This window comes from Pseudomonas sp. FW305-E2 (assembly GCF_058782925.1).
On sequence record NZ_JBYSYE010000006.1, the window covers coordinates 147,061 to 169,922 of the forward strand.

Here is a 22,862-nt window from a genome sequence, read left to right on the forward strand (position 1 = left end):
ATACCTTAGGTGCCATCACGGGCAGCACCGGGGTTAATCGTCGAGGCGCTCTTCCAGTTGGCGCACTTCTTGGGCGAGCTTGTCGAGGAACTGCATGCGGCGCATCAGGCGTTCAGCCTTGTCGCGCTCGCCCGGGGCATCCCAGCAGCCGGCAAAGTCCTCATTCAGCGTGTCCTGGGCGGCCTTCAGGCGCTTCTTGAACACGCCGACACCGTCAAGGTCGGCTTCATCCTGCAGTTCTTCGAGCTCTTCACGCCACTGCATCTGCTGCAGCAGAAAGTCAGGGTCGTGGACCGTGACTTCCTGGGGCACTTCGTGGCCGCTGATGGCCAGCAGGTAGCGCGCGCGACGCGGCGCACTGCGCAGCGTCTGGTAAGCGTCGTTGAGTGCTGCGGACTTTTCCAGCGCTACTCGCTGCTCACGCTCGGAGGCGTCGGCAAAGCGGTCGGGATGGACTTCGCGGGCCAGCTCGCGATAGCGAGTGGCCAGCTTGTCGAGATCCAGACGGAAGCTTGGCTGGAGGTCAAACAATGCGTAATGACAAGGAGTACCCACAGCCAGCCTCAAACGTTGAAGCTTTCGCCGCAGCCACACTCACCGCGCACGTTGGGGTTGTTGAACTTGAAGCCTTCGTTCAACCCTTCCTTGACGAAATCCAGTTCGGTGCCGTCGAGGTAGACCAGGCTCTTGGGATCGATGATCACCTTGACGCCATGGTTTTCGAACACCTGGTCTTCGTCCGCCAGTTCGTCGACGAATTCCAGCACGTAGGCCAGACCCGAGCAACCGGTGGTGCGCACGCCCAGGCGAATGCCCTCACCTTTGCCGCGCCCGTCGAGGGAGCGGCGAATGTGGTTGGCGGCGGCTTCTGTCATGCTGATAGCCATCAGAACTCCTTACCTTGCAACAGGCGACTTAGATCAAGCCTTTCTTCTGCTTGTAGTCGCGTACGGCTGCCTTGATGGCATCTTCGGCGAGTACCGAGCAGTGAATCTTGACCGGCGGCAACGCCAGCTCTTCGGCCAGCTGGGTATTCTTGATGGTTTCGGCCTCGTCCAGGGTCTTTCCCTTCATCCACTCGGTGGCGAGGGAACTGGACGCGATGGCCGAACCGCAGCCGTAGGTCTTGAACTTGGCGTCTTCGATAACGCCCTGCTCGTTGACCTTGATCTGCAGGCGCATCACGTCACCGCAGGCCGGGGCGCCGACCATGCCGGTGCCGACATCCGGGTCTTCGGCATTCATCTTGCCGACGTTGCGCGGGTTTTCGTAGTGGTCGATGACCTTTTCACTGTATGCCATGGTGCAATTCCTTCCTCATCAGGGAGCCGCTCTTGCCGGCGACTGCTTAGTGGGCGGCCCACTCGATCTTGGAGATGTCAACGCCGTCTTTGTACATATCCCACAGCGGCGACAGCTCACGCAGTTTGTTGACGGCCTCGCAGACTTTCTGCGCGGCGTAGTCGACTTCTTCTTCGGTGGTGAAACGGCCGAAGGAGAAGCGGATCGAGCTGTGCGCCAGCTCGTCGTTGCGGCCCAGAGCACGCAGTACGTAGGACGGCTCGAGCGACGCGGAGGTACAGGCCGAACCGGACGATACGGCGATGTCTTTCAGCGACATCAGCAGCGATTCGCCTTCGACGTAGTTGAAGCTCAGGTTCAGGTTGTGCGGTACACGCGCAGTCTGGCTGCCATTGACGTACAGCTCTTCAAGGTTTGAGACCTGCTTGAAGAAGCGGTCGCTCAGGGCCTTGATGCGTGCGTTTTCTGCAACCATTTCCTGTTTGGCAATGGCGAAGGCTTCGCCCATGCCGACGATCTGGTGGGTCGGCAGGGTGCCCGAACGCATGCCGCGCTCATGACCGCCGCCGTGAATGATGGCCTCAAGACGTACACGCGGCTTGCGGCTGACGTACAGTGCGCCGATGCCTTTCGGGCCATAGACCTTGTGCGCCGAGAACGACATCAGGTCGACTTTCAGCTTTTGCAGGTCGATTTCGACCTTGCCGGCCGACTGGGCAGCGTCGACATGGAACAATACGCCGCGCGAACGGGTCAGTTCACCGATGGCAGCAATGTCGTTGATCGAGCCGACTTCGTTGTTCACATGCATCAGCGAGACCAGGATGGTGTCGTCGCGCAGCACCGCTTCTACCATGGCCGGGGTGACGATGCCGTCTTCGCCTGGCTCCAGGTAAGTGACTTCAAAACCTTCGCGCTCCAGCTGGCGAGCGGTATCCAGGACCGCCTTGTGCTCGATCTTGGAGGTAATGATGTGCTTGCCCTTGGTCTGATAGAAGTGCGCGACACCTTTGAGCGCGAGGTTGTCGGACTCGGTGGCACCGCTGGTCCAGACGATTTCGCGCGGATCGGCGTTGATCAGCTCGGCAACCTGGCGGCGACCGTTCTCCACCGCTTCCTCGGCTTTCCAGCCAAAGACGTGGGAGCGCGAGGCCGGGTTACCGAAGTTCCCGTCGACCAGCAGGCAGTCGGCCATCTTCTGGGCCACGCGTGGGTCGACCGGAGTGGTCGCAGAGTAATCAAGGTAGATCGGCAACTTCATTTGTCTCTCCTATCAGGCGGTGGCGTCGCTCGTCGTCCCTGGGGATCAATCGACGGCAGACGTCTCAATCTTGTCCAGCTGGGCGGTTCGTCCTGCGACACGGCGCAGGTCCTGGCGCTGGGCGACTTCCTGCACATCACGGCGCTTGACGAGGTCGGCCAGGCTTATGCCGCTGAGGAATTCATGGATCTGCTGGCTGAGGTCGCACCACAGGTGGTGGGTCAGGCAGGTATCACCGGCATGGCAGTCCCCGAGCCCCTGGCAACGGGTGGCATCGACCGATTCGTTGACCGCGTCGATAACCTGGGCCACCTGGATGGTTTCCATGCCCCGCGACAGCTGGTAGCCACCGCCTGGACCGCGCACACTGGAAACCAGGCTGCTGCGACGCAGCTTGGCGAACAGCTGCTCCAGATAAGAGAGGGAAATGCCCTGGCGCTCGGAAATATCGGCCAAAGACACCGGCCCATGCTTCGCGTGCAACGCCAGGTCGAGCATGGCGGTCACGGCGTATCGGCCTTTGGTAGTCAGTCGCATGGCTATTGGGTACCACGGGAGTTTCAGGATGTGTGCGAGTATGCGATTCCCGAGCATTTAAGTCAACTATTAGACCTACTGCTTTAGTCGGGTTTGCATCAGGGAGGCGGGCGCGATTGTAGCAGACGAGGGGCGCGAGCACACGCCCCACATGCCACCATGACTTCAGTGCGGCGCGATCAATGCGGCTGAGTGTCGCGCTGGGCCACCTGGGTAACCTCGGTGAAGTCGTCCTCCGGCAAGGCCGGCAGTTCCTTGGCGCAATAGTCACTGCCCATCTTGGTCAGCGCGCCACACATACCCTCCAACCGTTCGTCGACGGCCTGCAGATGATCGAGCATCTGGCCGATGGCCCGCGCCACCGGGTCGGGCATGTCGCCACTGACACCATAGGCGTCAAAGCCGATCTTCTCGGCCATAGCCTTACGCTTGGCTTCGACTTCGGTGTCCTCGCTCTTGACGATGATCCGCCCCGGAATGCCTACTGCCGTAGCCCCGGCCGGCACCGCCTTGGTGACCACCGCATTGGAACCGATCTTGGCCCCGGCGCCGACCGTGAAAGGCCCCAACACCTTGGCACCCGCCCCTACCACCACGCCGTTTTCCAAGGTGGGGTGGCGCTTGCCCTTGTTCCAGCTGGTGCCACCGAGCGTCACCCCCTGGTACAGGGTGACGTCATCACCGATCTCGGCGGTTTCGCCAATGACGATGCCCATACCGTGGTCGATGAAAAAGCGCCGGCCAATGGTGGCGCCAGGGTGGATTTCGATACCGGTCAGCCAGCGACCGAAGTTCGACACCAGCCGGGCCAGCCATTTGAAATCACGCCTCCACAGGGCATTGCCCAGGCGGTGCAGCCAGATGGCATGCATGCCGGGGTAGCAAGTGAGCACCTCGAAGGCATTGCGTGCAGCCGGGTCACGGTGGAATACGCTTTGAATATCTTCACGCAGACGTTCGAACATCTGTCAGTCCTTCCGTTTATGCGGCTCGCCCCGGACCACTTTCTGGGTCTCGGTGAGGATGCCGCGCAAAATGCTCATTTCCGAACGCTCGACCGCCACCCGCCCATACAGCCGGCGAAGGCGCGGCATCAGGTGCTTGGGCTTTTCGGGGTCGAGAAAGCCGATGCCCACCAGGGTTTTCTCCAGGTGGTCATAGAACAGCTCCATTTCATCCATGGTCGCCAGCTCAGCGGCGTCAACCTTCTCGACTTTGCCCGGTGCCTCACCGGCAGCCAGCCAGGCCATGCGCACCTCGTAGGAGAGCACCTGCACGGCAGCCGCCAGGTTCAGCGAGCTGAAGTCGGGGTTGGAGGGAATGTGCACGTGGAAGTGACATCGCTGCAGTTCTTCGTTGGTCAGGCCGGCGTGCTCGCGCCCGAACACCAGGGCGATTTCCTCGCCGCCTTTGGCATGCTCCACCGCCTTGGCACCGCATTCACGCGGGCCGATCAACGGCCAGGGAATGCTGCGCTCGCGGGCGCTGGTGCCCATCACCAGGTTGCAGCCGACCAGCGCCTGTTCGAGGCTGTCGACCACCTGGGCATTGTCCAGCACATCGTCGGCGCCCGAAGCACGGGCACTGGCATCCACGGCGGGGAATTCTTTCGGCTGCACCAGCACCAGACGCGACAAGCCCATGTTTTTCATGGCACGTGCAGCGCCGCCGATGTTGCCGGGGTGGCTGGTATTGACCAGAACAACACGAATATTTTGCAGCAAGGTGTTGTGCTCACAGATGCAGGAATCAGGGCCTTCGATCTTACAGAACCGACAGACGTAACGCCATGAAAGCAAATGTGACACTTCTGCCGCCAAAGTTTTCTGCTAGAATGATCGGCTTTCTTCTTTAACATCTCCAGGTGACCCGCCCATGCAGCCTATGCTGAATATCGCCCTGCGCGCCGCTCGCAGCGCCAGTGAACTGATTTTCCGCTCCATCGAACGCCTGGATAGCATCAAGGTCGATGAGAAAGAGGCCAAGGACTACGTTTCCGAAGTCGATCGCGCCGCCGAGCAGAGCATCGTCAACGCCCTGCGCAAGGCCTACCCGAACCACTCCATCCAGGGCGAGGAAACCGGCCTGCACGCGGGTAGCGGCGAAGAAGGCAAAGATTACCTGTGGATCATCGATCCACTGGACGGCACCACCAACTTCCTGCGCGGCATCCCGCACTTCGCCGTCAGCATCGCCTGCAAATACCGCGGCCGCCTTGAGCACGCCGTGATCGTCGACCCGGTTCGCCAGGAAGAATTCACCGCCAGCCGTGGCCGTGGCGCCCAGCTCAATGGCCGCCGCCTGCGCGTCAGCTCGCGCACGAGCCTGGAAGGCGCCCTGCTGGGCACCGGCTTCCCGTTCCGTGATGGCCAGATGGCGGACATGGACAACTACCTGGGCATGTTCCGCGCCTTGACCGGCCAGACCGCCGGCATCCGCCGCGCCGGCTCCGCCAGCCTGGACCTGGCCTACGTGGCTGCTGGCCGCTTCGACGCCTTCTGGGAGTCGGGCCTGTCCGAATGGGACATGGCAGCTGGCGTACTGCTGATCCAGGAAGCCGGTGGCTTGGTGAGCGACTTCAACGGTGGCCACGACTTCCTCGACAAAGGTCACATCGTTGCAGGCAACATCAAGTGCTTCAAGGCAGTACTGACTGCCATCCAGCCGCACCTGCCAGAAAGCATGAAGCGCTAAGCGCAGATTGGCGGCAAACAAAAAGCACCTCTTGAGGTGCTTTTTTTGTGCCTGGTGGTTTTGCGCGGCCTGTGCCGGCCTCTTCGCGGATAAACCCGCTCCTACATGGATCGCATTGCCCCTGTAGGAGCGGGTTTACCCGCGAAAAGGCCGACACAGGCCACGCAAATTACTGACCCGCTTCGCTCAGGATCAACTTGCCATTCTTGTCCAGCGGAATGGTCGATCCCGGCTCGCGATCCATCTTCACCTTGCCTACCTGATCACCGATGGAATAGGTCACGTTGTAGCCCACCACCTTCTCGCTGATGTCGTTGACCGTGTTGCAGCGAGTTTGCGTGGTTGTGTAGGTATCACGCTCCTGCATGCCTTCCTGCACCTTGTTACCGGCATAACCACCACCGACCGCACCGGCCACCGTGGCAATCTTCTTGCCGGTGCCACCACCGATCTGGTTACCCAGCAAGCCACCGGCCAGCGCACCCACGACGGTGCCGGCGATCTGATGCTGGTCCTTGACCGGCGCCTGGCGCGTAACGGTAACGTCCTTGCACACTTCGCGCGGGGTTTTCACCTGTTGCTTGATCGGCTGCACGTCGGTGACCTGGGCATACTCAGGCCCCTTGTTGACCAAGCTGTAGGTCGCGACAGCACCTCCGGCAGTCACACCGACAGCACCCAGTACCGCACCCACCAGCATTGATTTGTTCACGTGGACCTCCTGATCGTACCAGCGGGCATCAACCCGCGCTTCTCCCAGCCTTGGAGCAAAAAAAAAGGCGCGAGTTCAATACTCGCGCCTTTTACACCGCCAGGCGGTGATGGACTAGCCCTTACGGACGATCATCCACACCCTCGGCCTTGGTCGGCGGGATCAGGTCTTCGCTGTTCAGGTTCAGCCAGATCAGCACCACGTTGGCGATATAGATCGACGAGTAGGTACCGGCCATGACACCAATGAACAGGGCGAGCGAGAAACCGAACAGGTTGTCACCCCCGAAGAACAGCAGCGCAGCAATGGCCAGCAAGGTCGAAACCGAAGTGGCGATGGTGCGCAGCAAGGTCTGGGTGGTGGAAACGTTGATGTTTTCGATCAGCGATGCCTTGCGCATGACGCGGAAGTTTTCACGTACCCGGTCGAACACGACGATGGTGTCGTTCAGCGAGTAGCCGATGATCGCCAGCACCGCTGCCAACACCGTCAGATCGAAGGTGATCTGGAAGAACGACAGGATACCCAGGGTCACCACCACGTCGTGGATCAGCGAAACGATCGCCCCCACGGCGAACTTCCACTGAAAACGGAAGGCCAGGTAGATGAGGATACCGCCCAGGGCCAAGAGCATGCCCATGCCACCCTGGTCGCGCAGCTCTTCACCGACCTGCGGGCCGACGAACTCGACACGCTTGACCGTGGCCGGGTTGTCACCCCCGGCCTTTTGCAGCGCAGCAGCGACCTTGTTGCCCAGCTGCGGGTCATCGCCTGGCATACGCACCAGCAAGTCAGTGGTAGCGCCAAAGCTCTGCACTACCGCCTCGTGGAAACCGGAGTCGACCAACTCGGCACGCACTGCCTTGAGGTCGGCCGGGCGCTCGTAAGTCAGCTCGATCAGCGTACCACCGGTGAAGTCCAGGCCGAAGTTAAGGCCCTTCTGCCACCAGCTGAACAGCGCCAGCACGGTGAGGAGCACGGTAATGGCGAACGCGACATTGCGCACGCCCATGAAGTTGATGGTTTTCATCGCAGCTCCCTCAAACCCACAGCTTCTTGATGTCACGCCCGCCGCAGGTCAGGTTGACCATTGCGCGGGTCACCATGACGGCGGTGAACATCGAGGTGAAAATCCCGAGGGACATGGTAACCGCAAAGCCTTTGACCGGGCCGGTACCCATGGCGAACAGGATACCGCCGACCAGCAGGCTGGTCAGGTTGGCGTCGATGATCGCGGTGTACGCACGATTGAAGCCTTCGTGGATGGCACGCTGCACCGACATGCCGGCTTTCAGCTCCTCGCGGATACGCGAGAAGATCAGCACGTTGGCGTCCACCGCCATACCCATGGTCAGCACGATACCGGCAATACCCGGCAGCGTCAGGGTAGCGCCCAGCAGCGACATCAACGCCAGCAGCAGGACCATGTTGCCCGCCAGGGCGATGGTGGCGATCACGCCGAAGCCGCGGTAGATGGCGATGATGAACAGCGAGACGAACAGCATGCCCCACAGCGACGCATCGATACCCTTGGTGATGTTGTCAGCACCCAGGCTTGGGCCAATGGTACGTTCTTCAGCGAAGTACATCGGCGCAGCCAGACCACCGGCACGCAGCAGCAGGGCCAGCTCGGACGATTCGCCCTGGCCGTTCAGACCGGTGATGCGGAACTGGCTGCCAAGCGGCGACTGGATGGTCGCCAGGCTGATGATTTTTTTCTCTTCGACGAAGCTTTGTACGGCAACGTCCTTCTCGACGCCGCCGACGGTTTGCTTGACGTAGCGGGTAACCGGCTTCTGCTCGATGAAGATCACCGCCATGCTACGGCCGACGTTGCTACGGGTAGCACGGCTCATCAGCTCGCCACCGTGGCCATCCAGGCGAATGTTCACCTGCGGGCGGCCATGCTCGTCGAAGCTGGCCTGTGCGTCGGTAACCTGGTCACCCGTGATGATCAGGCCCCGCTCGACTGCGGCGGAGCGGCCGCCCTCACGGAACTCGAACACCTCGGTAGTGGCCTTGGATGCACCCGGTTCGGCACCGAAGCGGAACTCCAGGTTGGCCGTTTTACCAAGGATACGCTTGGCTTCGGCGGTGTCCTGCACGCCTGGCAGCTCGACCACGATACGGTTGGCGCCCTGGCGCTGTACCAGAGGCTCTGCCACACCCAGCTCGTTCACGCGGTTGCGCACGGTGGTGAGGTTCTGCTTGATCGAGTATTCGCGGATCTCGGCGACTTTCGCCTGGGTCAGCGCCAGACGCAGCACCGCAAGCTCGTTGCGGTCGGTGGTGGTCAGGTCGAAATCATTGAAATTCTTGCGGATCAGGGCACGTGCCTGTTCGCGAGTGGCATCGTCAGCGAAGCCCAGCATGATGCCGCCATCCTGCTGAGGCAGGCTGCGGTAGCGGACGCGCTCTTTGCGCAGCAAGGTCTTGACCTCGCCTTCGTAGACTTTCATGCGGGCAGTCATGGCCTTGTCCATGTCCACTTCCAGCAGGAAGTGCACACCACCAGACAGGTCCAGGCCCAGTTTCATCGGGCTTGCGCCCAGGTTGCGCAGCCATTGCGGGGTAGTCTGGGCCAGGTTCAGGGCCACGACGTAATCATCGCCCAGTGCCTTGCGCACTACATCCTTGGCTGGCAGCTGGTCTTCCTGATTGGTCAGGCGGATCAGCCCGCTGCCCTTTTCACCCAGGCTTGCGCCCTTGACAGCGATCTTGGCATCGACCAGCGCCTTGCTGACGCGATCAAGGTCGGCCTGATTCACCTGCAGCGCCGAGCTGGCACCGCTGATCTGTACCGCCGGGTCATCCGGGTAGAGGTTGGGAGCGGAATAAATGAAACCGACCACCAGTACCAGCACGATCAGTGCATATTTCCACAGAGGATATTTGTTCAGCATCACGCCGCCCGTTCAAGACGCGGGGCGCGTTGCGCGCCCCGACTGGAAAATAAAACCGGTAACTCAGATAGCCTTGAGCGTACCTTTTGGCAGGGTCGCAGCAATGGCACCCTTCTGGAACTTCAGCTCGACAGTGTCGGACACTTCCAGCACCACGAAGTCATCGGAAACCTTGACGATCTTGCCGGCGATGCCGCCGTTGGTGACAACTTCGTCACCTTTCTGCAAGTTGCTCAGCAGGTTCTTCTGCTCTTTCGCGCGCTTGGCCTGCGGGCGCCAGATCATCAGGTAGAAGATGACCAGGAAACCGACCAGGAAAATCCACTCGAAGCCGGTACCGGCTGGGCCAGCGGCAGGTGCTGCAGCGTCCGCGTATGCGGCGGGGATGAAGAAGCTCATTGGGCACTCCTAATGTAATTTTCTAATAATGGATGCGGACAGTCAGTCCAAGGGCGGTACAGGAAGCCCGCGCTTGGCGTAGAAGGCGTCGACAAAGGCGGCCAATTTACCCTGTTGAATAGCCTCGCGTAAACCGGCCATCAAGCGCTGATAATGGCGCAAGTTGTGGATGGTATTCAGCATGCTGCTCAGCATTTCGCCGCATTTGTCCAGATGATGGAGATAGGCGCGCGAGAAGTTGGTGCAGGTATAGCAGTCACAGGTCGGATCCAGCGGCGATTCATCGTGACGATGGAACGCATTGCGGATCTTGATCACCCCTGTATCAACGAACAGATGACCGTTGCGCGCGTTACGCGTCGGCATCACGCAGTCGAACATGTCGACGCCGCGGCGCACACCCTCAACGAGATCTTCCGGTTTGCCTACCCCCATAAGGTAACGAGGTTTGTCAGCAGGCATCTGGTCCGGCAGGTAATCCAGCACCTTGATCATTTCGTGCTTGGGCTCGCCCACCGACAGGCCGCCAATGGCCAGGCCGTCGAAACCGATGTTTTCCAGGCCTTCCAGCGAGCGCATGCGCAGGTCCTGGTACATGCCACCCTGGACAATGCCGAACAGCGCTGCGGTGTTGTCGGCATGGGCGTTCTTCGAGCGCTGGGCCCAGCGCAGCGACAGTTCCATGGAAGTGCGTGCCACATCGTGCTCGGCCGGGTACGGGGTGCACTCGTCGAAGATCATTACCACGTCCGAGCCCAGGTCACGCTGAACCTGCATCGACTCTTCCGGGCCCATGAACACCTTGGAACCATCGACCGGCGAAGCGAAGGTCACGCCCTCTTCCTTGATCTTGCGCATGGCACCCAGGCTGAATACCTGGAAACCACCGGAGTCGGTGAGGATCGGGCCTTTCCACTGCATGAAATCGTGCAGGCCGTTGTGCTTCTTGATCACCTCGGTGCCCGGACGCAGCCACAGGTGGAAGGTGTTGCCGAGGATCATCTCGGCGCCGATGGCCTCGATGTCGCGTGGCAGCATGCCCTTGACCGTGCCATAGGTCCCTACCGGCATGAATGCCGGGGTTTCCACGGTGCCGCGTGGGAAGGTGATGCGACCCCGACGGGCCTTGCCGTCGGTGGCCAGCAGTTCGAAGGACATTCGACAGGTGCGACTCATGCTTGATCCTCGGGCCCGCGTGGCGCCGGATTGCGGGTGATGAACATGGCATCACCGTAACTGAAGAAGCGGTACCCGTGCTCGACCGCCGCTGCGTAGGCAGCCATGGTCTCGGGGTAGCCGGCGAAAGCCGAGACCAGCATCAGCAGCGTGGACTCCGGCAGATGGAAGTTGGTGACCAGGGCATCGACCACATGGAATGGCCGGCCCGGGTAGATGAAGATGTCGGTATCGCCACTGAAGGCCTTGAGCACGCCATCACGCACGGCGCTTTCCAGCGAACGCACACTGGTGGTGCCAACCGCGATCACCCGACCACCACGGGCCCGGCAGGCCTCGATGGCATCGACCACATCCTGGCCCACTTCGAGCCACTCTTTATGCATGTGGTGGTCTTCGATCTTGTCGACCCGCACCGGCTGGAAGGTGCCGGCGCCCACATGCAGGGTGACGAAGGCGCGCTCGACGCCCTTGTCGGCGATCTTTTCCAGCAGCGCCTCGTCGAAGTGCAGGCCTGCGGTAGGCGCGGCAACCGCGCCGGCGCGCTGGGCGTACACGGTCTGGTAGCGCTCGCGGTCGGCGCCCTCGTCCGGGCGGTCGATATAGGGCGGCAACGGCATATGGCCGACACGGTCGAGCAACGGCAGCACCTCTTCGGTGAAGCGAAGCTCGAACAGCGTGTCATGGCGCGCGACCATTTCGGCCTCGCCACCGCCATCGATGAGGATGACCGCGCCAACCTTGGGCGCCTTGCTGGCGCGCACATGGGCCAGCACCCGGTGGCTGTCGAGCACGCGTTCGACCAGTACCTCCAGCTTGCCGCCGGAGGCTTTCTGGCCGAACAACCGCGCCGGGATCACTCGGGTGTTGTTGAACACCATCAAGTCGCCGGGGCGCAGATAGTCGAGCAAGTCGGGGAATTGCCGGTGCGCCAGCGCGCCGGTAGGCCCATCGAGCACCAGCAGACGGCTGCCATGGCGCTCGGCCAACGGGTGGCGGGCGATCAGGGAATCAGGGAGTTCGAAGGAAAAATCGGCGACGCGCATGATGATGTTCGGTTCGGCAGGGCCGGGAAGTTTAGCCCAATGTGTGAAAATTGACCATGAAAGCCGATTGACCGACCAGCGGCACCTCTTTATACTGCGCGCCACGCCCTGATGGCGGAATTGGTAGACGCGGCGGATTCAAAATCCGTTTTCGAAAGGAGTGGGAGTTCGAGTCTCCCTCGGGGCACCAATCCGAGCCCGTAGATCCCTGATCTACGGGCTTTTTTTATTTCTACGGCGTAATTTTGGCGTAACTCTGCGGGGCAGCTGCAAGCGCTCAGCGAAAAAGGTGCCCCATGGATGGATTGCAGTTCACGTCATCGATAATCGGATTTCTTGCGTGGCCAGCGGCGGTTGTTTGGCTTGCCTACCTGCTGCGCAGTCCGCTGGGAAAGCTGATTCCTCGGGTTCGGGCCGTAAAATACGGTGATCTACATGTCGACATTGGCGAGCAGATCGAGGCGGCCAAAGAGCAGGTTGAGGCAGAAAGCGAAACTGCACCTGTAGAGCCACCTGAACCTCCGCATAGCTTTAAGTCTCTCGCACAGGCAGACCCCCGGGCAGCCGTCCTGAGCTCTTGGCTACCTGTTGAGGGTGAACTGTATGAGCTAGGAAGTCAGTTCGGACTTGATAATACGAAGAACCCATTCCTGCACATTGAACATCTCAAGCACGTTGGTGTGCTGAGCACATCCTTGGTCAACACTCTTCATCACCTTCGCCAGATCAGAAACACAGCAGTCCATGTGACAGGGGACAGCGTGAGTTTTGACGACGCCATAAAAATGGGTGAAATGTGTCAGCTGGTCACTGCGCAACTGAAACTCATCAATGAGAGCACGAAGGGCCTGTAAGAAAGGTCGCGACGAGTGCGTCACGCTGAGATAGCCCGGGGTTTTGAAGCCCTCAGTTGTGTGTACGCGTCATACGCCCCCCCCCTGCACGAAGAAAACGAAAATTTAGGTTGACCCCTAAAAAGCTTGTCAGATTTGTCAGATTGTTCTTCTTACCTATCTCTAACCCTTATATCTCAAGGCTTTCAGCGTTTTGATGTAATGTCAGAAAGGTGTCAACGGACTGTCAAAACCTGACAAAACCCCTGTGTCAGATTTACCTTTCCCAAGTCGTTGATTTATAAGGCTTTTTTATTTGGCATGTCAGATCTGCCACGTTTTTCACACTTCGTTGTCAGATCGCAAACCCAGTAAATACGAGGCCTCCAGCCGATCTCCTGACAGATATCCATGTCCTGACAGGCTTTTGGGGGTCAGCCTGAAAAACCTTTCATGGGGCACCCCGAAGCTATCCTTAAAAATGCCCCGCGAAGCGAATTGATCGAGAGAAGAAAATGCGCAAAGCAGCCACCCGTGCAGCCCTCCCTAAAATCGAACTGATCCAGAACGGCGCGGCTTGGGAGGTGCACTGGGACTATCAGGAAGCACCGGAGAGCGCGGTCCTGTTCAAGCGTCGCGAGTACCTGGATGGCTACATACATGGCAGCCTGGACGGAATCGGCATCCATCCGAGGAACGTGTCCTGCGCCAGCGCGCGTACCGGTACCGTAAAGCGGCTGACCGAAGATCAGGCCGTGAGATTCAAAGTCCGCCTCGAGCACATCCTGATCCCCGTGGTGGCCAAAGAATTTGAGCGCCTGAATAACCTGGGCGACCTTCCTCACATGTGGCTGGCGACCGGTACCGAGCAGTGAAAGGATCTGCAATGAACGGGAATCGCTGACACACCACCCGCCGGGGGTTACAGCCAGATCTGCGCCGCGCACCTGGTGCGATCGACACACCCGAAAATCACTGCGTCCGAAATTGAAAATCCCTGAAATCGGGGATTTTTTCGTTTTGCTTCCACGGATTCCGCGGGCTCCAGCTGCGGGTGCCCCTGCCCGATTGTACGGCCAGCGAACCGCACGCCGTTGCACAACCTTTCATTTTCTTTCACAGCGTGCAATTGCCACCGGCCTGCGCGAGCCCAGAAACGGCACGGCCCGCAGCTTGGTTTGCACTACCCGGCTGGTTTGCACGATTTCACGGCGAAAAGCGCGTCGGCGGGAGGGGGATAAGTGAATTTCACAGCTGATTTTTTTGCTGCTTCGGTTTTTCACGTGCTACAGCACCTCGCCAGGCGCAGTGGCTCCCCGCTATCATCATTCTTTTCAGTGGAGGTAAGAGTGTGGCGGAACCACGATATAGCATAGAGGAAGGCAAGAGGGTCCCGGTCAGTGAAGCGCAAGCTGCATTGATCGATGAGTTTACTCGGGAGTCAGAACATTGGGAGTGGCTGAAAACTATTGGAGGGCGTGAGCTTAATGAAGCTGCTAGAGTCGCATATTCTGTATTCGTTGAGCAGCCTATAACTCAGTATATTCAAGGTATTCTCAAGGCTGGCTGGTATACTCCCGGGCCAGTTGATGAAATTCTAGTGAGGAAGGATTCGCCTGAAGCTCGGCTCGTCCAAAGACTGCAAAATGAGGGGTACGACTCCTTAGCATTATTTGTGTTCATTATGTCTTCACCAAAGCGAAGAAAGGTAAGCTGCGAATACCCAGAATTACTACATATTCTTGAAGACCCAAGATTCGACTACGAACGCTATACCGCAGTGAGCTTTATAAATGAAATGCAAGGAATAAATTCGCTTGCGCCGCAAGCTGGGGCAGACAGTGTTTCTTCCGCAGTGGCGGTTTTTCGCAGTCATATTGAAAGCAGTAAGGGAAGCATCAATCATGCTGTGAACTCCGTGCAGCAAGAAGCTGATATATCTATAGGGAAATTGAAAGGTGAATTTTCTCAAATGCGCCGGATGCTCGAACGCCGGAAGGAGCTATGGAAAAAACACATAAGAAAAGTAGTGTCTCAGTCGCGTGGTGAGATTGCGGCTGCACAAAATGACCTTAAGTCTGCAAGAGATGCTTACAGCGCTCAGATTGATCTCAAAGAATCAGTCAAATATTGGGAAGAAAGACGAAGCGCTCATGAACGGCAGAAGAATCTGTCTTTAGTTGCTGCTGTATGTAGCATGATAGCTACTTTCGTAGGAATGATTTGCTACTTAAGGCTCGAAGGAAGCGGTAGCTCTGTTGTCTCCAATGTGGGCACTTTAGGATCAATGTCTACGGATAGTATTGCAGGCTTGATCTCTCACTTTTTAGGGGCTGCATTGCTTCTAACATTCCTGGGGATTTTAATCAGAATTGCGCTTCGACAATATAACACGCACTCGAATTGTGCTTTGGAAGCGCAAGAACGTATGACTTTCACTAAAACCTATCTGGCTTTGATGCATGAAGGTAAGTTGAGCTCAGAAGCTGATCGCAGGCTTGTACTGGAGGCTCTGTTCAAACCTAATACCTTCTCAAATTCGCCAGAAATAACATTTACTACACCGTTGGAGATGATCTACAAAGCGGCTGATAGGAGTAAGTGATTTAATCGGCGCTTACTCGATGGTGAGTGAAAGGCCGCATTTGCATGAGCGGGCGTACCCAATAAAATTTTTTGGTGGATTCTGAATGATCAAAGATTTTGAAAATGAAAAAGATGCCATTGACGTGGTGACAGAAAGCATGTTCAGCGTGGGCTTTCTGAAAGATATTTCTGACTGTATTTCCGAAGGGAATGGGGACAAGCTTACTGTAAAAAACTTTTACGATCAGTGGAGTCAGCAGGTAAGGCCGGGTCATATCATAATTCCATTCAATTTGGGAATAATTACATCTTATCTCTACACTGGGATCCTTTTGACTAAGGAGCGATGGGATTCGTTGATTCCGGACGACGCCACTCCAGAGGCCCTAGCCGAGTGGAGCCTGTCCTGTGTAGTTGTAACCGCACCCATGAAGCCTGCTCCATCTGTGAAGTACATTATCAGGAGGATCAGGAATGCGCTTGGCCACGGAAATATAAAAATTGATGTCCCAGAAGATGCAGTTCGGGATCAATTGTTAGAGCAGGTTAAATTTGAGCTTTTCGACGTAAGTCGAGATCCGGCAGATACATTCCTTGCAGTCGCTAGCGTCAAATCATTAATAGGCTTGGTCAGGAAGTTGCAGTCCGTCGCGCATGCAGATATTCGCAGTCGTCAGTAGTGTGTCATTCCTGGGAGGGCGCCTGCTTGTTGCCTGTTAATGAAAAATGAAAGCCCGCTCAAAGCGGGCTTTTTATTTATGTTTGTGCAGTGAGTCAGATCACAATACCCTTCCGGAGCATATACGCACGGATATCCGCCACGGTTGTTTGAATCTCGGCATCCGTAAGTAAGGCATTATGGCCCTGGAATACTGCAACGTCGCAGGTACCAAGCAGGTTGGTTTGACCGCTGCCCACGCGGATCTTGCCGGTGGACAGCCGACGTGGTGTAGATGCGTTGGTGGTCTGGATCAGGTTGGAGGTGAAGTCGCGCATGGTGACGCCTGCCGCACTGACCTGGAGCATGTACAGGCTCCACTTGTTGGCCAGCGCCGGCTTGGTGACACCTGCCAGCACGTTGGTGTTCGAGGCTGCGTCTGCACCGAAGCCGCCAGTTGCGGTGACGCGGTTCTCGGAGTTCACAAAGATGCTGACGCCCCAAGCCGCCCCGCCATCTGCCGCCAGACCTTGATAGTTGCCCAAGAACATCGGGCGCTCGGCTGAAACCGTGCCATCCGCCGGGGTCCTCGCGACGATGAACAGCGTCATCGCCTCGCTTTCCGACATGGCCGTCTCGATGCAGTTCACAGTGCCTTTGCAGCTGAGGTAGGCCGCCTGGGGCACTGGGGCACCGATTAGCTTGCCCTGCGCCTTGCCGGGCGCGTAGTTCCTCGCCGCTTTGACTAAGCTTCCATTCAGGAAGTGAATCGCCTCAAGTCCGCGGCGAATGGGCGCTGCGTATTCGGTGGCGAATGCTTCAGCATCTACATCTTTAGCAACAATGCGAGTACCCATGTCGTAATCCTTATTAAAATCCAGTGCTGCGATCGTATTGGAACATTACACATGGATTGTGCAATGCGAATGTATTGCCCAGCGGCGATTCAACAGTGTTAAACAAACCGTGCGTGTCACGAAGGTTCCCTCGCGCACCAGTCACTGGGCCGGAAGCTTTCGGATCACCGTCACGGCCGCGAGCATAACTTACGGTTGCATTGTTGCTAGTTGGTCTGGTTAGCAAAATGCGGACGGTATCAGTATTGATGACACTAACAGTGCTGATTATATCTGTTTTGAGCACATTGCTCTCGCGGATATCAAATCCGAAATTAGGCGCCATGGCTGCAAGAGCATCATCAAGCACCAGCTCTCCGCGCGGCACATGAAATTTTATGTCGATATGTTCAGGTTTCCATTCCACGGATACCGGTTCAAGAGGACGCCATTTGCCGGATCGGCGAATCATGGTTTCGTACATAGCCCGGCTGCGATACTCGCCAAGCAACCAAGAGGCTTCATTCGTCAAATGAAGCGTATCGCTGCCTGTCGGCAGGATGTAGGCCGGTACAACCACAACCACATCAGGGCGCTGGCGGCTCAAGCGCCACTGAGCCAAGGCGATGCTCATGTTATCCAGCTCGTACTTCCGGTGCGCGGCAACTTGGTAAGTGAAAGTGTATGGTCTGAACGTCTGTCCAATAACCTTTACTGCTACTTCGCGGGTTAGACCATCGAAAATATTCATCATATTTTCGACATACTGATAACCGGACTTGTTGGAGCCGACTACATAGTTACTCTCGCCCTGGTCCCAGGTGTAAGCCCAGACGGAATAGGTTTTGCCCATGGCTACCGAGGTGGCATGACAGTCCTTGATCATCTGGACCATCTTCTCGTAGTACCCGTCGCCCAATGGTGCAGCCGACAGCTGCTCCACGGACTTGCCGCCCCGTCCGCAGGCGGCGCCTACCCAGACCCAGTTCTGAGCGGACTCACCGTCAGCGATTGCCCTTCGCACCAGGCCGTTGCACAGCCCCGATACAGGCGTTTCGCCGCGCTGCCCGTTGTCTTTTTCCACAAGCGGGGCGTACCGATTCGCCACGTATCCTGGCTCATCTGGTCGCACGTTGACGCCGCCGGCCAGCATCAGGTTGCCGTACTCTTGGACAGTGGACAGCGAAGGCTGGGCGTTCTGACCGTCCGACAGGGACTGACCGTAGTTGATGATGCCTTTGTGATCGGTGTTTCGCTGGCGATCGAGCAAGGCCTCTTGCGGCTCGACCTGGACACTCTCGTGCGGCTCAGCGGGCAGCCCGAAGTAAACCTTGTCCTGTCCTACGCGTCCGAACATGAAGTTGTGCTTATCCACAAATTCCAGGCCTTCAACGTTGGCGGCCTGGGTGGTCCAGCCGTTCACAGTGCTTTCGGTTGCGCCCAGCCGCGAGGTGATGAAGCCGTTCCGATCGCTGAGCTCGAGGCCGTCTTCCGTAGGGCGGATCTGTGCCCCCGGCAAGTCGAGCGTGCCGTCCTCAAGCACGCGCATGATGAGGAATCGATTCTTGTCTTGGACGCTGAAGGGATCGTCACCGGCATTCACCAGCTCGCGGACAGCATCCACTGCCTTGCCAGACGGCATTTCGCCGATCTTCACTGCTGCACCCCCCGTGTTGCGGTACAGCACCAGGATCTGCTCGGCGTCGGTCTTCGCGACTTTGAAGTACTCGCCGTTCAGGGTTTCGGCCAGGCCTTGGGCCTCGCTGTCCTTGATGTCTGCTGCGTACTGGGCGATCTCCTGCGCTGTTTCGGCGCGGCTCGCCGCCTGCTCAGCGGCTGCCACCGACTCGCCCACGTCATTGAATTGGACATGCAGGCGGTAGTCCCGATCGTTCGCGGCCACGCGCACGTCATACAGACCGTTGGGTGCGGCAAACTGGGCCAGACCGTTGTTGTCGGCAAGGAACGGGTTGTTTAAGGGCAAACCGTTCGCTTTCAGCAGCCCACCGACCAGGTTGCTGTTCCCGCGCTCGTACACGTAGCAGGTGGCGCCTGGCAGCTTGTTGCCCTCGTTATCCAGGGCGAAGAAATTCTTGAGTTCCATAAGTGATCCTTAGGCGGTAATCGGTTTGAGCTGTTGAGCCAACAGCTCCGCGCTGGCGGCTTTGGACGCGAACTGGGCGGCATCGCCTGAGCTGGGCGCCGGTCCGGGCACGTGGGTGTGGGTGGCCAGCTGAGTGGCCAGCTGTTGCACCAGGTCGATCAGGTCGCACAGCACCTGGAGCACGTTCACGGAGTCGGACCCCAGCCAAGTGGTGCCGGCGATGCTCCGGCGGGTGGCCTTCACGCGCTCGAGCAGGTCGCCACCCACAACCAGGTTGAGCTTCTGGCCCACCACCTGGTTGAGGTCACGCCCCGTGGAAAGACCAAGGTCATCGATCGCCGCAATCGAGGCGGCGCCGCCGGAAAGCAGCTTCAGCGCGCCCAGGGCCTCGATCGTCTTGATACCGCCCACAGACTCGGTGGAATGGTCATCCACGGTGCGGCTGTGGCTCTGGTACTGCTCGGCGTTGGTAAGGCTTTCCACCACCCGATCGGTCGACTTGTCGCGGATCCGGCCATCGGTCTGCCGGGTCCAGTCGCCATTGGCCTCGACGCGCTGCTGTGACGCCTCACTGTGCTGCCAGACCTGGTCACCTTTGGGCAGGCTGGGCAGGGACAGGCCGTGCGGCAGGATGCACTGGATGAAAGGCTTGTGCGGCAAGCCCTGGGCGAACGAAACGACGACCTTGGTGCCTTCCTCGGGGAAGCTGTAGAACCCCATTTCGTCGCCGCCAGTTGGCACCGGTACCGGCACGCCGGCCAGCAGCGGCATGGACTGGTCCGGTTCGTTGTCCTGGTCCAGGACCTGCAGGTCCACGGCAAAGCGCGGGCGGAACTCGTCGCAGATGCCGGCGCCGGCAGGTGCGTCAGCCACGGCGACGACCTGGGCGAAGCGCGGCAGGTGGCAGCCGCCGCTCAACTCGGGAAACATGCGCTCTACACAGCGCCGGATTGCGTCTTCCATTTGATCGCCATTTCGGTACCGGCAAGTGCCACGGAGGTGACGCGCTCGCCGTGGTTGATGGTTGCACCAGGACGCAGCCCGGGTAGGGCCGCAATCACGGCGCTCTGGTTGCCCTGATAGTTGTTGAACAGCTGGACCGGCAGCTGCAGCGGCGAACGTTCGCCAAAGAAGCTGTGCGCCCAGCTGCCGACGAACACTTCGCCGTCGCCCTGCTGCTGCCAAATCAGGTCGGGGATGGTGAAAACCCGGGCCAGGCTGTCCATGGCTTGGAAACCGGACGCCAGGCTGTAGAAATAAGGCGCTTTGGTTGTGGCGTAAGGCTGCGCCGGCACTCGGAAGCGCAGGCCGGTCTGATCGCTGACAGCTGCCAGAACGGTGCGCAGATCGGCGTGACGTAGGTTAAGCGGAAGCGGTTTGGCCAGGATTGCGGCCAGCTCGCGGCAATACAGCACCTGCTCCAGCTGGTTTACCGCGGTGCTGCGCTCGACGTAGCCAATGAAATGGCGCTGCAGGGTCGCCTCGTTGTAGCCGATGTCGAGCGTGACCAGGCCGGAGACGGGCTCGGTAGCCTTGACAGTGAACTGGGCACGACCGGGGGTGGCCAGGTCCAGGCGGACATCGTCCTTGACCAGGACGTGCTCGATGCCGGCGATACGCAAAACCTTATGCAGCTTCACGATTTGCCACCCAGGTAGTCATCGAGCTTTTTCAGGGTTGCCTCGAAGCCACTCAGTTCCTGGCCACCTGTAGTTCCGCCGGCGCCGGTACCAGTGCTGCTGCCGCTGACCGCTTGCCCAGGTGCGCTCTGGGTGCCTACCGCGTTGGCGGCACGGCGTTTCTCCACGCGCTCCGGGTTCGACAGCTTCTCCGTCAGGGTGAACTGGATACGCCAGGCACGAAGCGTGTCGTCTTCTCGGGCGCTGACACCGTCGGAGAACTGGACCTGACGCATGCCGATTGCGGTTGCCGTGTCGTTCACGATCCGGTACGTCTTGAGTTGGCCACCGCTCTCGGTGGCCTCGGCCAGGCGCATGAGCGTGCGCAGGTCCGCCGCGTCTATGAATCGAATCATCAGGGAAACAGCCAATGTTTTGGGCTTGAACCCCTTGTGCGCCGTGTCGGTGTTGCTGGTTTGACCCGACATGTCCCCACTTTCAATGCGCAGATCGCCGGTAACTTTCATCTCCCGACCTCTGATGTGTTCGCCATCCAGGAGCAAAGTCATAGGCCCACCAGTTCGCGAACGAAGCTCAAGCCCTTCAGTGATCCCACCAGCATCACGCCGGCGGCCAACGGCCATTCGTGACCAGGTGCCTGGCCGGTCAGCAGGTCACGGCGCAGTTCAGCGGCATTGCCCGGGCCAATCAGGCGGGCGGTCATGCTGACGTCCGCTTCCGCGCCGTCAAAAGTCGCCTTGAGGTTGGCCAGCTCCTGATCTTTTGCAGCGCTGCGCTGTGCCTTGCGGCTGGCCAGCGCCTGCAGTTCGGCCATTGGCGAGCTGGATGCAAAGCTTTCCAGCGCGGCCAGTTGCCCGGACATCACCTGGCTGGCGGTACGGGTGATGGTGGACTGCTCCAGGGGAAGCTCACCCCAGCGCGGGAGCATGCCGGCGGTCGGTAGCTCCCATTTGGCCGTTTCCAGCTCGGACAACCGGCGGGCTCGGTTCTGCGCTCGCTTCAGATCCGGCAGCGGCAGCACGGCGTTGAAGCGGCTGAGCGTGGTCGCAAAGTGGTCGTAACGAGTGCCGACGAACATCACGACCAGGGCGTACTTCTCGCCCCCGGGGCGATTGGTGTCTGTCACATCCTGGAGCTTGGTGGCCAGGTGCTGGAGCAGATTCGGCGCTGACAGGTACCGCTGCAGCCCCCGGCCTTGGCCCACTCCACTTTGGAACGGCGTAACCACCAGAGCTGCGGGAACCTCGCCCAGCGCCTCGCTCATGGCGCTGCGCCCAGCTGCGACCGCTGCAGCAGCTGCTGCCCCGACAGGACCGGGATCAGTGGTGGCCATCCCTTGGAGTGCGGCCACGCGATCGCCCGCGCTGGCCAACTCGCCGCCGGCCATGGCTTTTGCCTCCTCGAGGTCGGCCAGCCAGCTAGTGGCCTGGCTAGGCCAGCGCATGGTGACTGGATTCCAGGTCATATCAGTGCAGCCTCCCAGGTCACCGCCTCGAGGCCAGCCAGATCCCTGGCATCGCGGGCTTGCTGCAGGCGTTCCTTGAGGCTGTAGGCCTGCTGCAGCAGCTGCAACTTCATGCGAGTGAAGTCGTCGGCCACCTGACGCAGCTGCGCAGCAGTGTGAAGCCGATAGGCCTTGGCCCCGGCCTGATCGGCGCAGGGGTAGGTCAGGTTGACGCCCAAGGCGGCGGCACCGCTCAGGTTGACCTGGTCGTCCAATGAAGTGCTATAGCAGTAGCGATCGCCCAGGACCTGGGACCAAAAGCCGCCAGTGATCTGCTGGCTGCAGGTGGCATCGATCTCCTGCAGGCGCTCCTGATAGCGACGCTCCACTGTAGCCGGGATGTCATCCACCCACTGGCCGTCCTGCCACACTTGCCCAGGTCCCGGCGGATCGAGGGTATAACCGGCTGGCAGTTGCCCCAGTCGGTCGATCGACGTGGGCTCGCCAGTCTTGGTGTTGTAGGCGGTCAGGCCCAGGTACGAGTCGATCAGTTGCCAGCGGCGGCCATCCCAGTGCGCGGCCTTGAATTCCGGTACCGCCGGCGGAGCGACCTCGACGCAGCCACGCGGAATCAGCCAGACGTTCTGCTCCAGTGGCGACGGATCGGCATAGGTCTGGCCGGTGTAGATACCCAGGTGATCCGTTTGGTAGACGATTTTGGATTGCATGGC

25 protein-coding genes and 1 tRNA gene are annotated in these 22,862 nt (G+C 59.3%); 6 read left to right on the forward strand and 20 right to left on the reverse strand.

Going from position 1 to position 22,862, the window contains the following annotated elements; all coding sequences use genetic code 11:
• Positions 1-33: 33 nt before the first annotated feature.
• From hscB to trmJ, 7 genes are all read right to left on the reverse strand, one after another.
• The gene (gene hscB / locus AC3WLP_RS08390) at positions 34-555 is read right to left on the reverse strand and encodes a co-chaperone HscB (RefSeq protein ID WP_012051248.1); all 522 of its coding nucleotides are present in this window, start codon (positions 553-555) and stop codon (positions 34-36) included.
• A gap of 8 nt (positions 556-563) precedes the next feature.
• On the reverse strand, positions 564-887 hold the full coding sequence (gene iscA / locus AC3WLP_RS08395; protein ID WP_003248536.1) for an iron-sulfur cluster assembly protein IscA: 324 nt from the start codon (positions 885-887) through the stop codon (positions 564-566).
• A gap of 28 nt (positions 888-915) precedes the next feature.
• Positions 916-1,302 carry a Fe-S cluster assembly scaffold IscU gene (gene iscU / locus AC3WLP_RS08400; RefSeq protein ID WP_003248539.1) on the reverse strand — a complete coding sequence of 129 codons (387 nt, stop codon included), beginning with the start codon at positions 1,300-1,302 and terminating at the stop codon, positions 916-918.
• Between the two features lie 46 nt (positions 1,303-1,348).
• On the reverse strand, positions 1,349-2,563 hold the full coding sequence (locus AC3WLP_RS08405) for an IscS subfamily cysteine desulfurase (protein WP_003248541.1): 1,215 nt from the start codon (positions 2,561-2,563) through the stop codon (positions 1,349-1,351).
• A 45-nt stretch (positions 2,564-2,608) separates the two neighbouring features.
• On the reverse strand, positions 2,609-3,100 hold the full coding sequence (iscR, locus tag AC3WLP_RS08410; protein ID WP_003248542.1) for a Fe-S cluster assembly transcriptional regulator IscR: 492 nt from the start codon (positions 3,098-3,100) through the stop codon (positions 2,609-2,611).
• A gap of 179 nt (positions 3,101-3,279) precedes the next feature.
• Positions 3,280-4,065, reverse strand: coding sequence for a serine O-acetyltransferase (gene cysE / locus AC3WLP_RS08415; RefSeq protein WP_003248544.1), 786 nt, complete (start codon positions 4,063-4,065; stop codon positions 3,280-3,282).
• A gap of 3 nt (positions 4,066-4,068) precedes the next feature.
• Positions 4,069-4,824 carry a tRNA (cytosine(32)/uridine(32)-2'-O)-methyltransferase TrmJ gene (trmJ, locus tag AC3WLP_RS08420; RefSeq protein WP_029611811.1) on the reverse strand — a complete coding sequence of 252 codons (756 nt, stop codon included), beginning with the start codon at positions 4,822-4,824 and terminating at the stop codon, positions 4,069-4,071.
• A 151-nt stretch (positions 4,825-4,975) separates the two neighbouring features.
• Between trmJ and suhB the strand changes: the two genes are divergently transcribed.
• The gene (gene suhB / locus AC3WLP_RS08425) at positions 4,976-5,794 is read left to right on the forward strand and encodes a type III secretion system regulator SuhB (RefSeq protein ID WP_003248548.1); all 819 of its coding nucleotides are present in this window, start codon (positions 4,976-4,978) and stop codon (positions 5,792-5,794) included.
• Positions 5,795-5,963: 169 nt separating this feature from the next.
• On the opposite strand, the gene AC3WLP_RS08430 is transcribed toward suhB, so the two are convergent.
• The 6 genes from AC3WLP_RS08430 to queA all read right to left on the reverse strand — a co-directional run bounded on the left by AC3WLP_RS08430 (position 5,964) and on the right by queA (position 12,030).
• Complete coding sequence (locus AC3WLP_RS08430) at positions 5,964-6,506, reverse strand: glycine zipper 2TM domain-containing protein (RefSeq protein WP_003248550.1); 543 nt, start codon at positions 6,504-6,506, stop codon at positions 5,964-5,966.
• Between the two features lie 121 nt (positions 6,507-6,627).
• Positions 6,628-7,536 carry a protein translocase subunit SecF gene (secF, locus tag AC3WLP_RS08435; protein ID WP_012051244.1) on the reverse strand — a complete coding sequence of 303 codons (909 nt, stop codon included), beginning with the start codon at positions 7,534-7,536 and terminating at the stop codon, positions 6,628-6,630.
• Positions 7,537-7,546: 10 nt separating this feature from the next.
• On the reverse strand, positions 7,547-9,409 hold the full coding sequence (gene secD, locus AC3WLP_RS08440) for a protein translocase subunit SecD (RefSeq protein WP_012051243.1): 1,863 nt from the start codon (positions 9,407-9,409) through the stop codon (positions 7,547-7,549).
• 63 nt (positions 9,410-9,472) lie between these two features.
• Complete coding sequence (gene yajC / locus AC3WLP_RS08445) at positions 9,473-9,808, reverse strand: preprotein translocase subunit YajC (protein WP_003248556.1); 336 nt, start codon at positions 9,806-9,808, stop codon at positions 9,473-9,475.
• Positions 9,809-9,850: 42 nt separating this feature from the next.
• Positions 9,851-10,966, reverse strand: a complete 1,116-nt coding sequence (tgt, locus tag AC3WLP_RS08450; protein WP_003248558.1) for a tRNA guanosine(34) transglycosylase Tgt — start codon at positions 10,964-10,966, stop codon at positions 9,851-9,853.
• Between the two features lie 14 nt (positions 10,967-10,980).
• Positions 10,981-12,030 (reverse strand): tRNA preQ1(34) S-adenosylmethionine ribosyltransferase-isomerase QueA, encoded by a 1,050-nt coding sequence (gene queA / locus AC3WLP_RS08455; protein ID WP_088512991.1) that lies wholly within the window; start codon positions 12,028-12,030, stop codon positions 10,981-10,983.
• Between the two features lie 105 nt (positions 12,031-12,135).
• On the opposite strand from queA, the gene AC3WLP_RS08460 reads away from it, so the two are divergent.
• The 5 genes from AC3WLP_RS08460 to AC3WLP_RS08480 all read left to right on the forward strand — a co-directional run bounded on the left by AC3WLP_RS08460 (position 12,136) and on the right by AC3WLP_RS08480 (position 16,129).
• A tRNA-Leu gene (locus AC3WLP_RS08460) sits at positions 12,136-12,220 on the forward strand.
• Positions 12,221-12,326: 106 nt separating this feature from the next.
• Complete coding sequence (locus tag AC3WLP_RS08465; RefSeq protein ID WP_088512992.1) at positions 12,327-12,884, forward strand: DUF4145 domain-containing protein; 558 nt, start codon at positions 12,327-12,329, stop codon at positions 12,882-12,884.
• A 494-nt stretch (positions 12,885-13,378) separates the two neighbouring features.
• The gene (locus tag AC3WLP_RS08470; RefSeq protein ID WP_088512993.1) at positions 13,379-13,738 is read left to right on the forward strand and encodes a hypothetical protein; all 360 of its coding nucleotides are present in this window, start codon (positions 13,379-13,381) and stop codon (positions 13,736-13,738) included.
• Between the two features lie 476 nt (positions 13,739-14,214).
• Entirely contained in the window at positions 14,215-15,468 is a 1,254-nt protein-coding gene (locus tag AC3WLP_RS08475) for a DUF6161 domain-containing protein (protein ID WP_143516723.1), read from the forward strand.
• An 85-nt stretch (positions 15,469-15,553) separates the two neighbouring features.
• Entirely contained in the window at positions 15,554-16,129 is a 576-nt protein-coding gene (locus AC3WLP_RS08480) for a HEPN family nuclease (protein WP_088512994.1), read from the forward strand.
• A gap of 94 nt (positions 16,130-16,223) precedes the next feature.
• Here AC3WLP_RS08480 and AC3WLP_RS08485 read toward each other — a convergent pair whose 3' ends face one another.
• From AC3WLP_RS08485 to AC3WLP_RS08515, 7 genes are read right to left on the reverse strand one after another with little or no spacing between them, the layout of a single operon-like run.
• A complete protein-coding gene (locus AC3WLP_RS08485) occupies positions 16,224-16,964 on the reverse strand; it encodes a hypothetical protein (RefSeq protein WP_088512995.1) in 741 nt (246 codons plus the stop codon).
• A gap of 13 nt (positions 16,965-16,977) precedes the next feature.
• The gene (locus tag AC3WLP_RS08490) at positions 16,978-19,047 is read right to left on the reverse strand and encodes a sialate O-acetylesterase (protein WP_088512996.1); all 2,070 of its coding nucleotides are present in this window, start codon (positions 19,045-19,047) and stop codon (positions 16,978-16,980) included.
• A gap of 9 nt (positions 19,048-19,056) precedes the next feature.
• Positions 19,057-20,010, reverse strand: coding sequence for a phage baseplate assembly protein V (locus AC3WLP_RS08495; protein WP_088512997.1), 954 nt, complete (start codon positions 20,008-20,010; stop codon positions 19,057-19,059).
• Positions 19,983-20,687 carry a hypothetical protein gene (locus tag AC3WLP_RS08500; protein WP_088512998.1) on the reverse strand — a complete coding sequence of 235 codons (705 nt, stop codon included), beginning with the start codon at positions 20,685-20,687 and terminating at the stop codon, positions 19,983-19,985. The genes AC3WLP_RS08495 and AC3WLP_RS08500 overlap by 28 nt, the downstream gene beginning before the upstream one ends.
• The gene (locus tag AC3WLP_RS08505; protein ID WP_088512999.1) at positions 20,684-21,235 is read right to left on the reverse strand and encodes a baseplate complex protein; all 552 of its coding nucleotides are present in this window, start codon (positions 21,233-21,235) and stop codon (positions 20,684-20,686) included. Before AC3WLP_RS08505 ends, AC3WLP_RS08500 begins: the two co-directional genes overlap by 4 nt.
• Complete coding sequence (locus tag AC3WLP_RS08510; RefSeq protein WP_088513000.1) at positions 21,232-22,152, reverse strand: hypothetical protein; 921 nt, start codon at positions 22,150-22,152, stop codon at positions 21,232-21,234. The genes AC3WLP_RS08505 and AC3WLP_RS08510 overlap by 4 nt, the downstream gene beginning before the upstream one ends.
• A complete protein-coding gene (locus AC3WLP_RS08515) occupies positions 22,149-22,859 on the reverse strand; it encodes a DUF4376 domain-containing protein (RefSeq protein ID WP_088513001.1) in 711 nt (236 codons plus the stop codon). The genes AC3WLP_RS08510 and AC3WLP_RS08515 overlap by 4 nt, the downstream gene beginning before the upstream one ends.
• Positions 22,860-22,862: the final 3 nt, after the last annotated feature.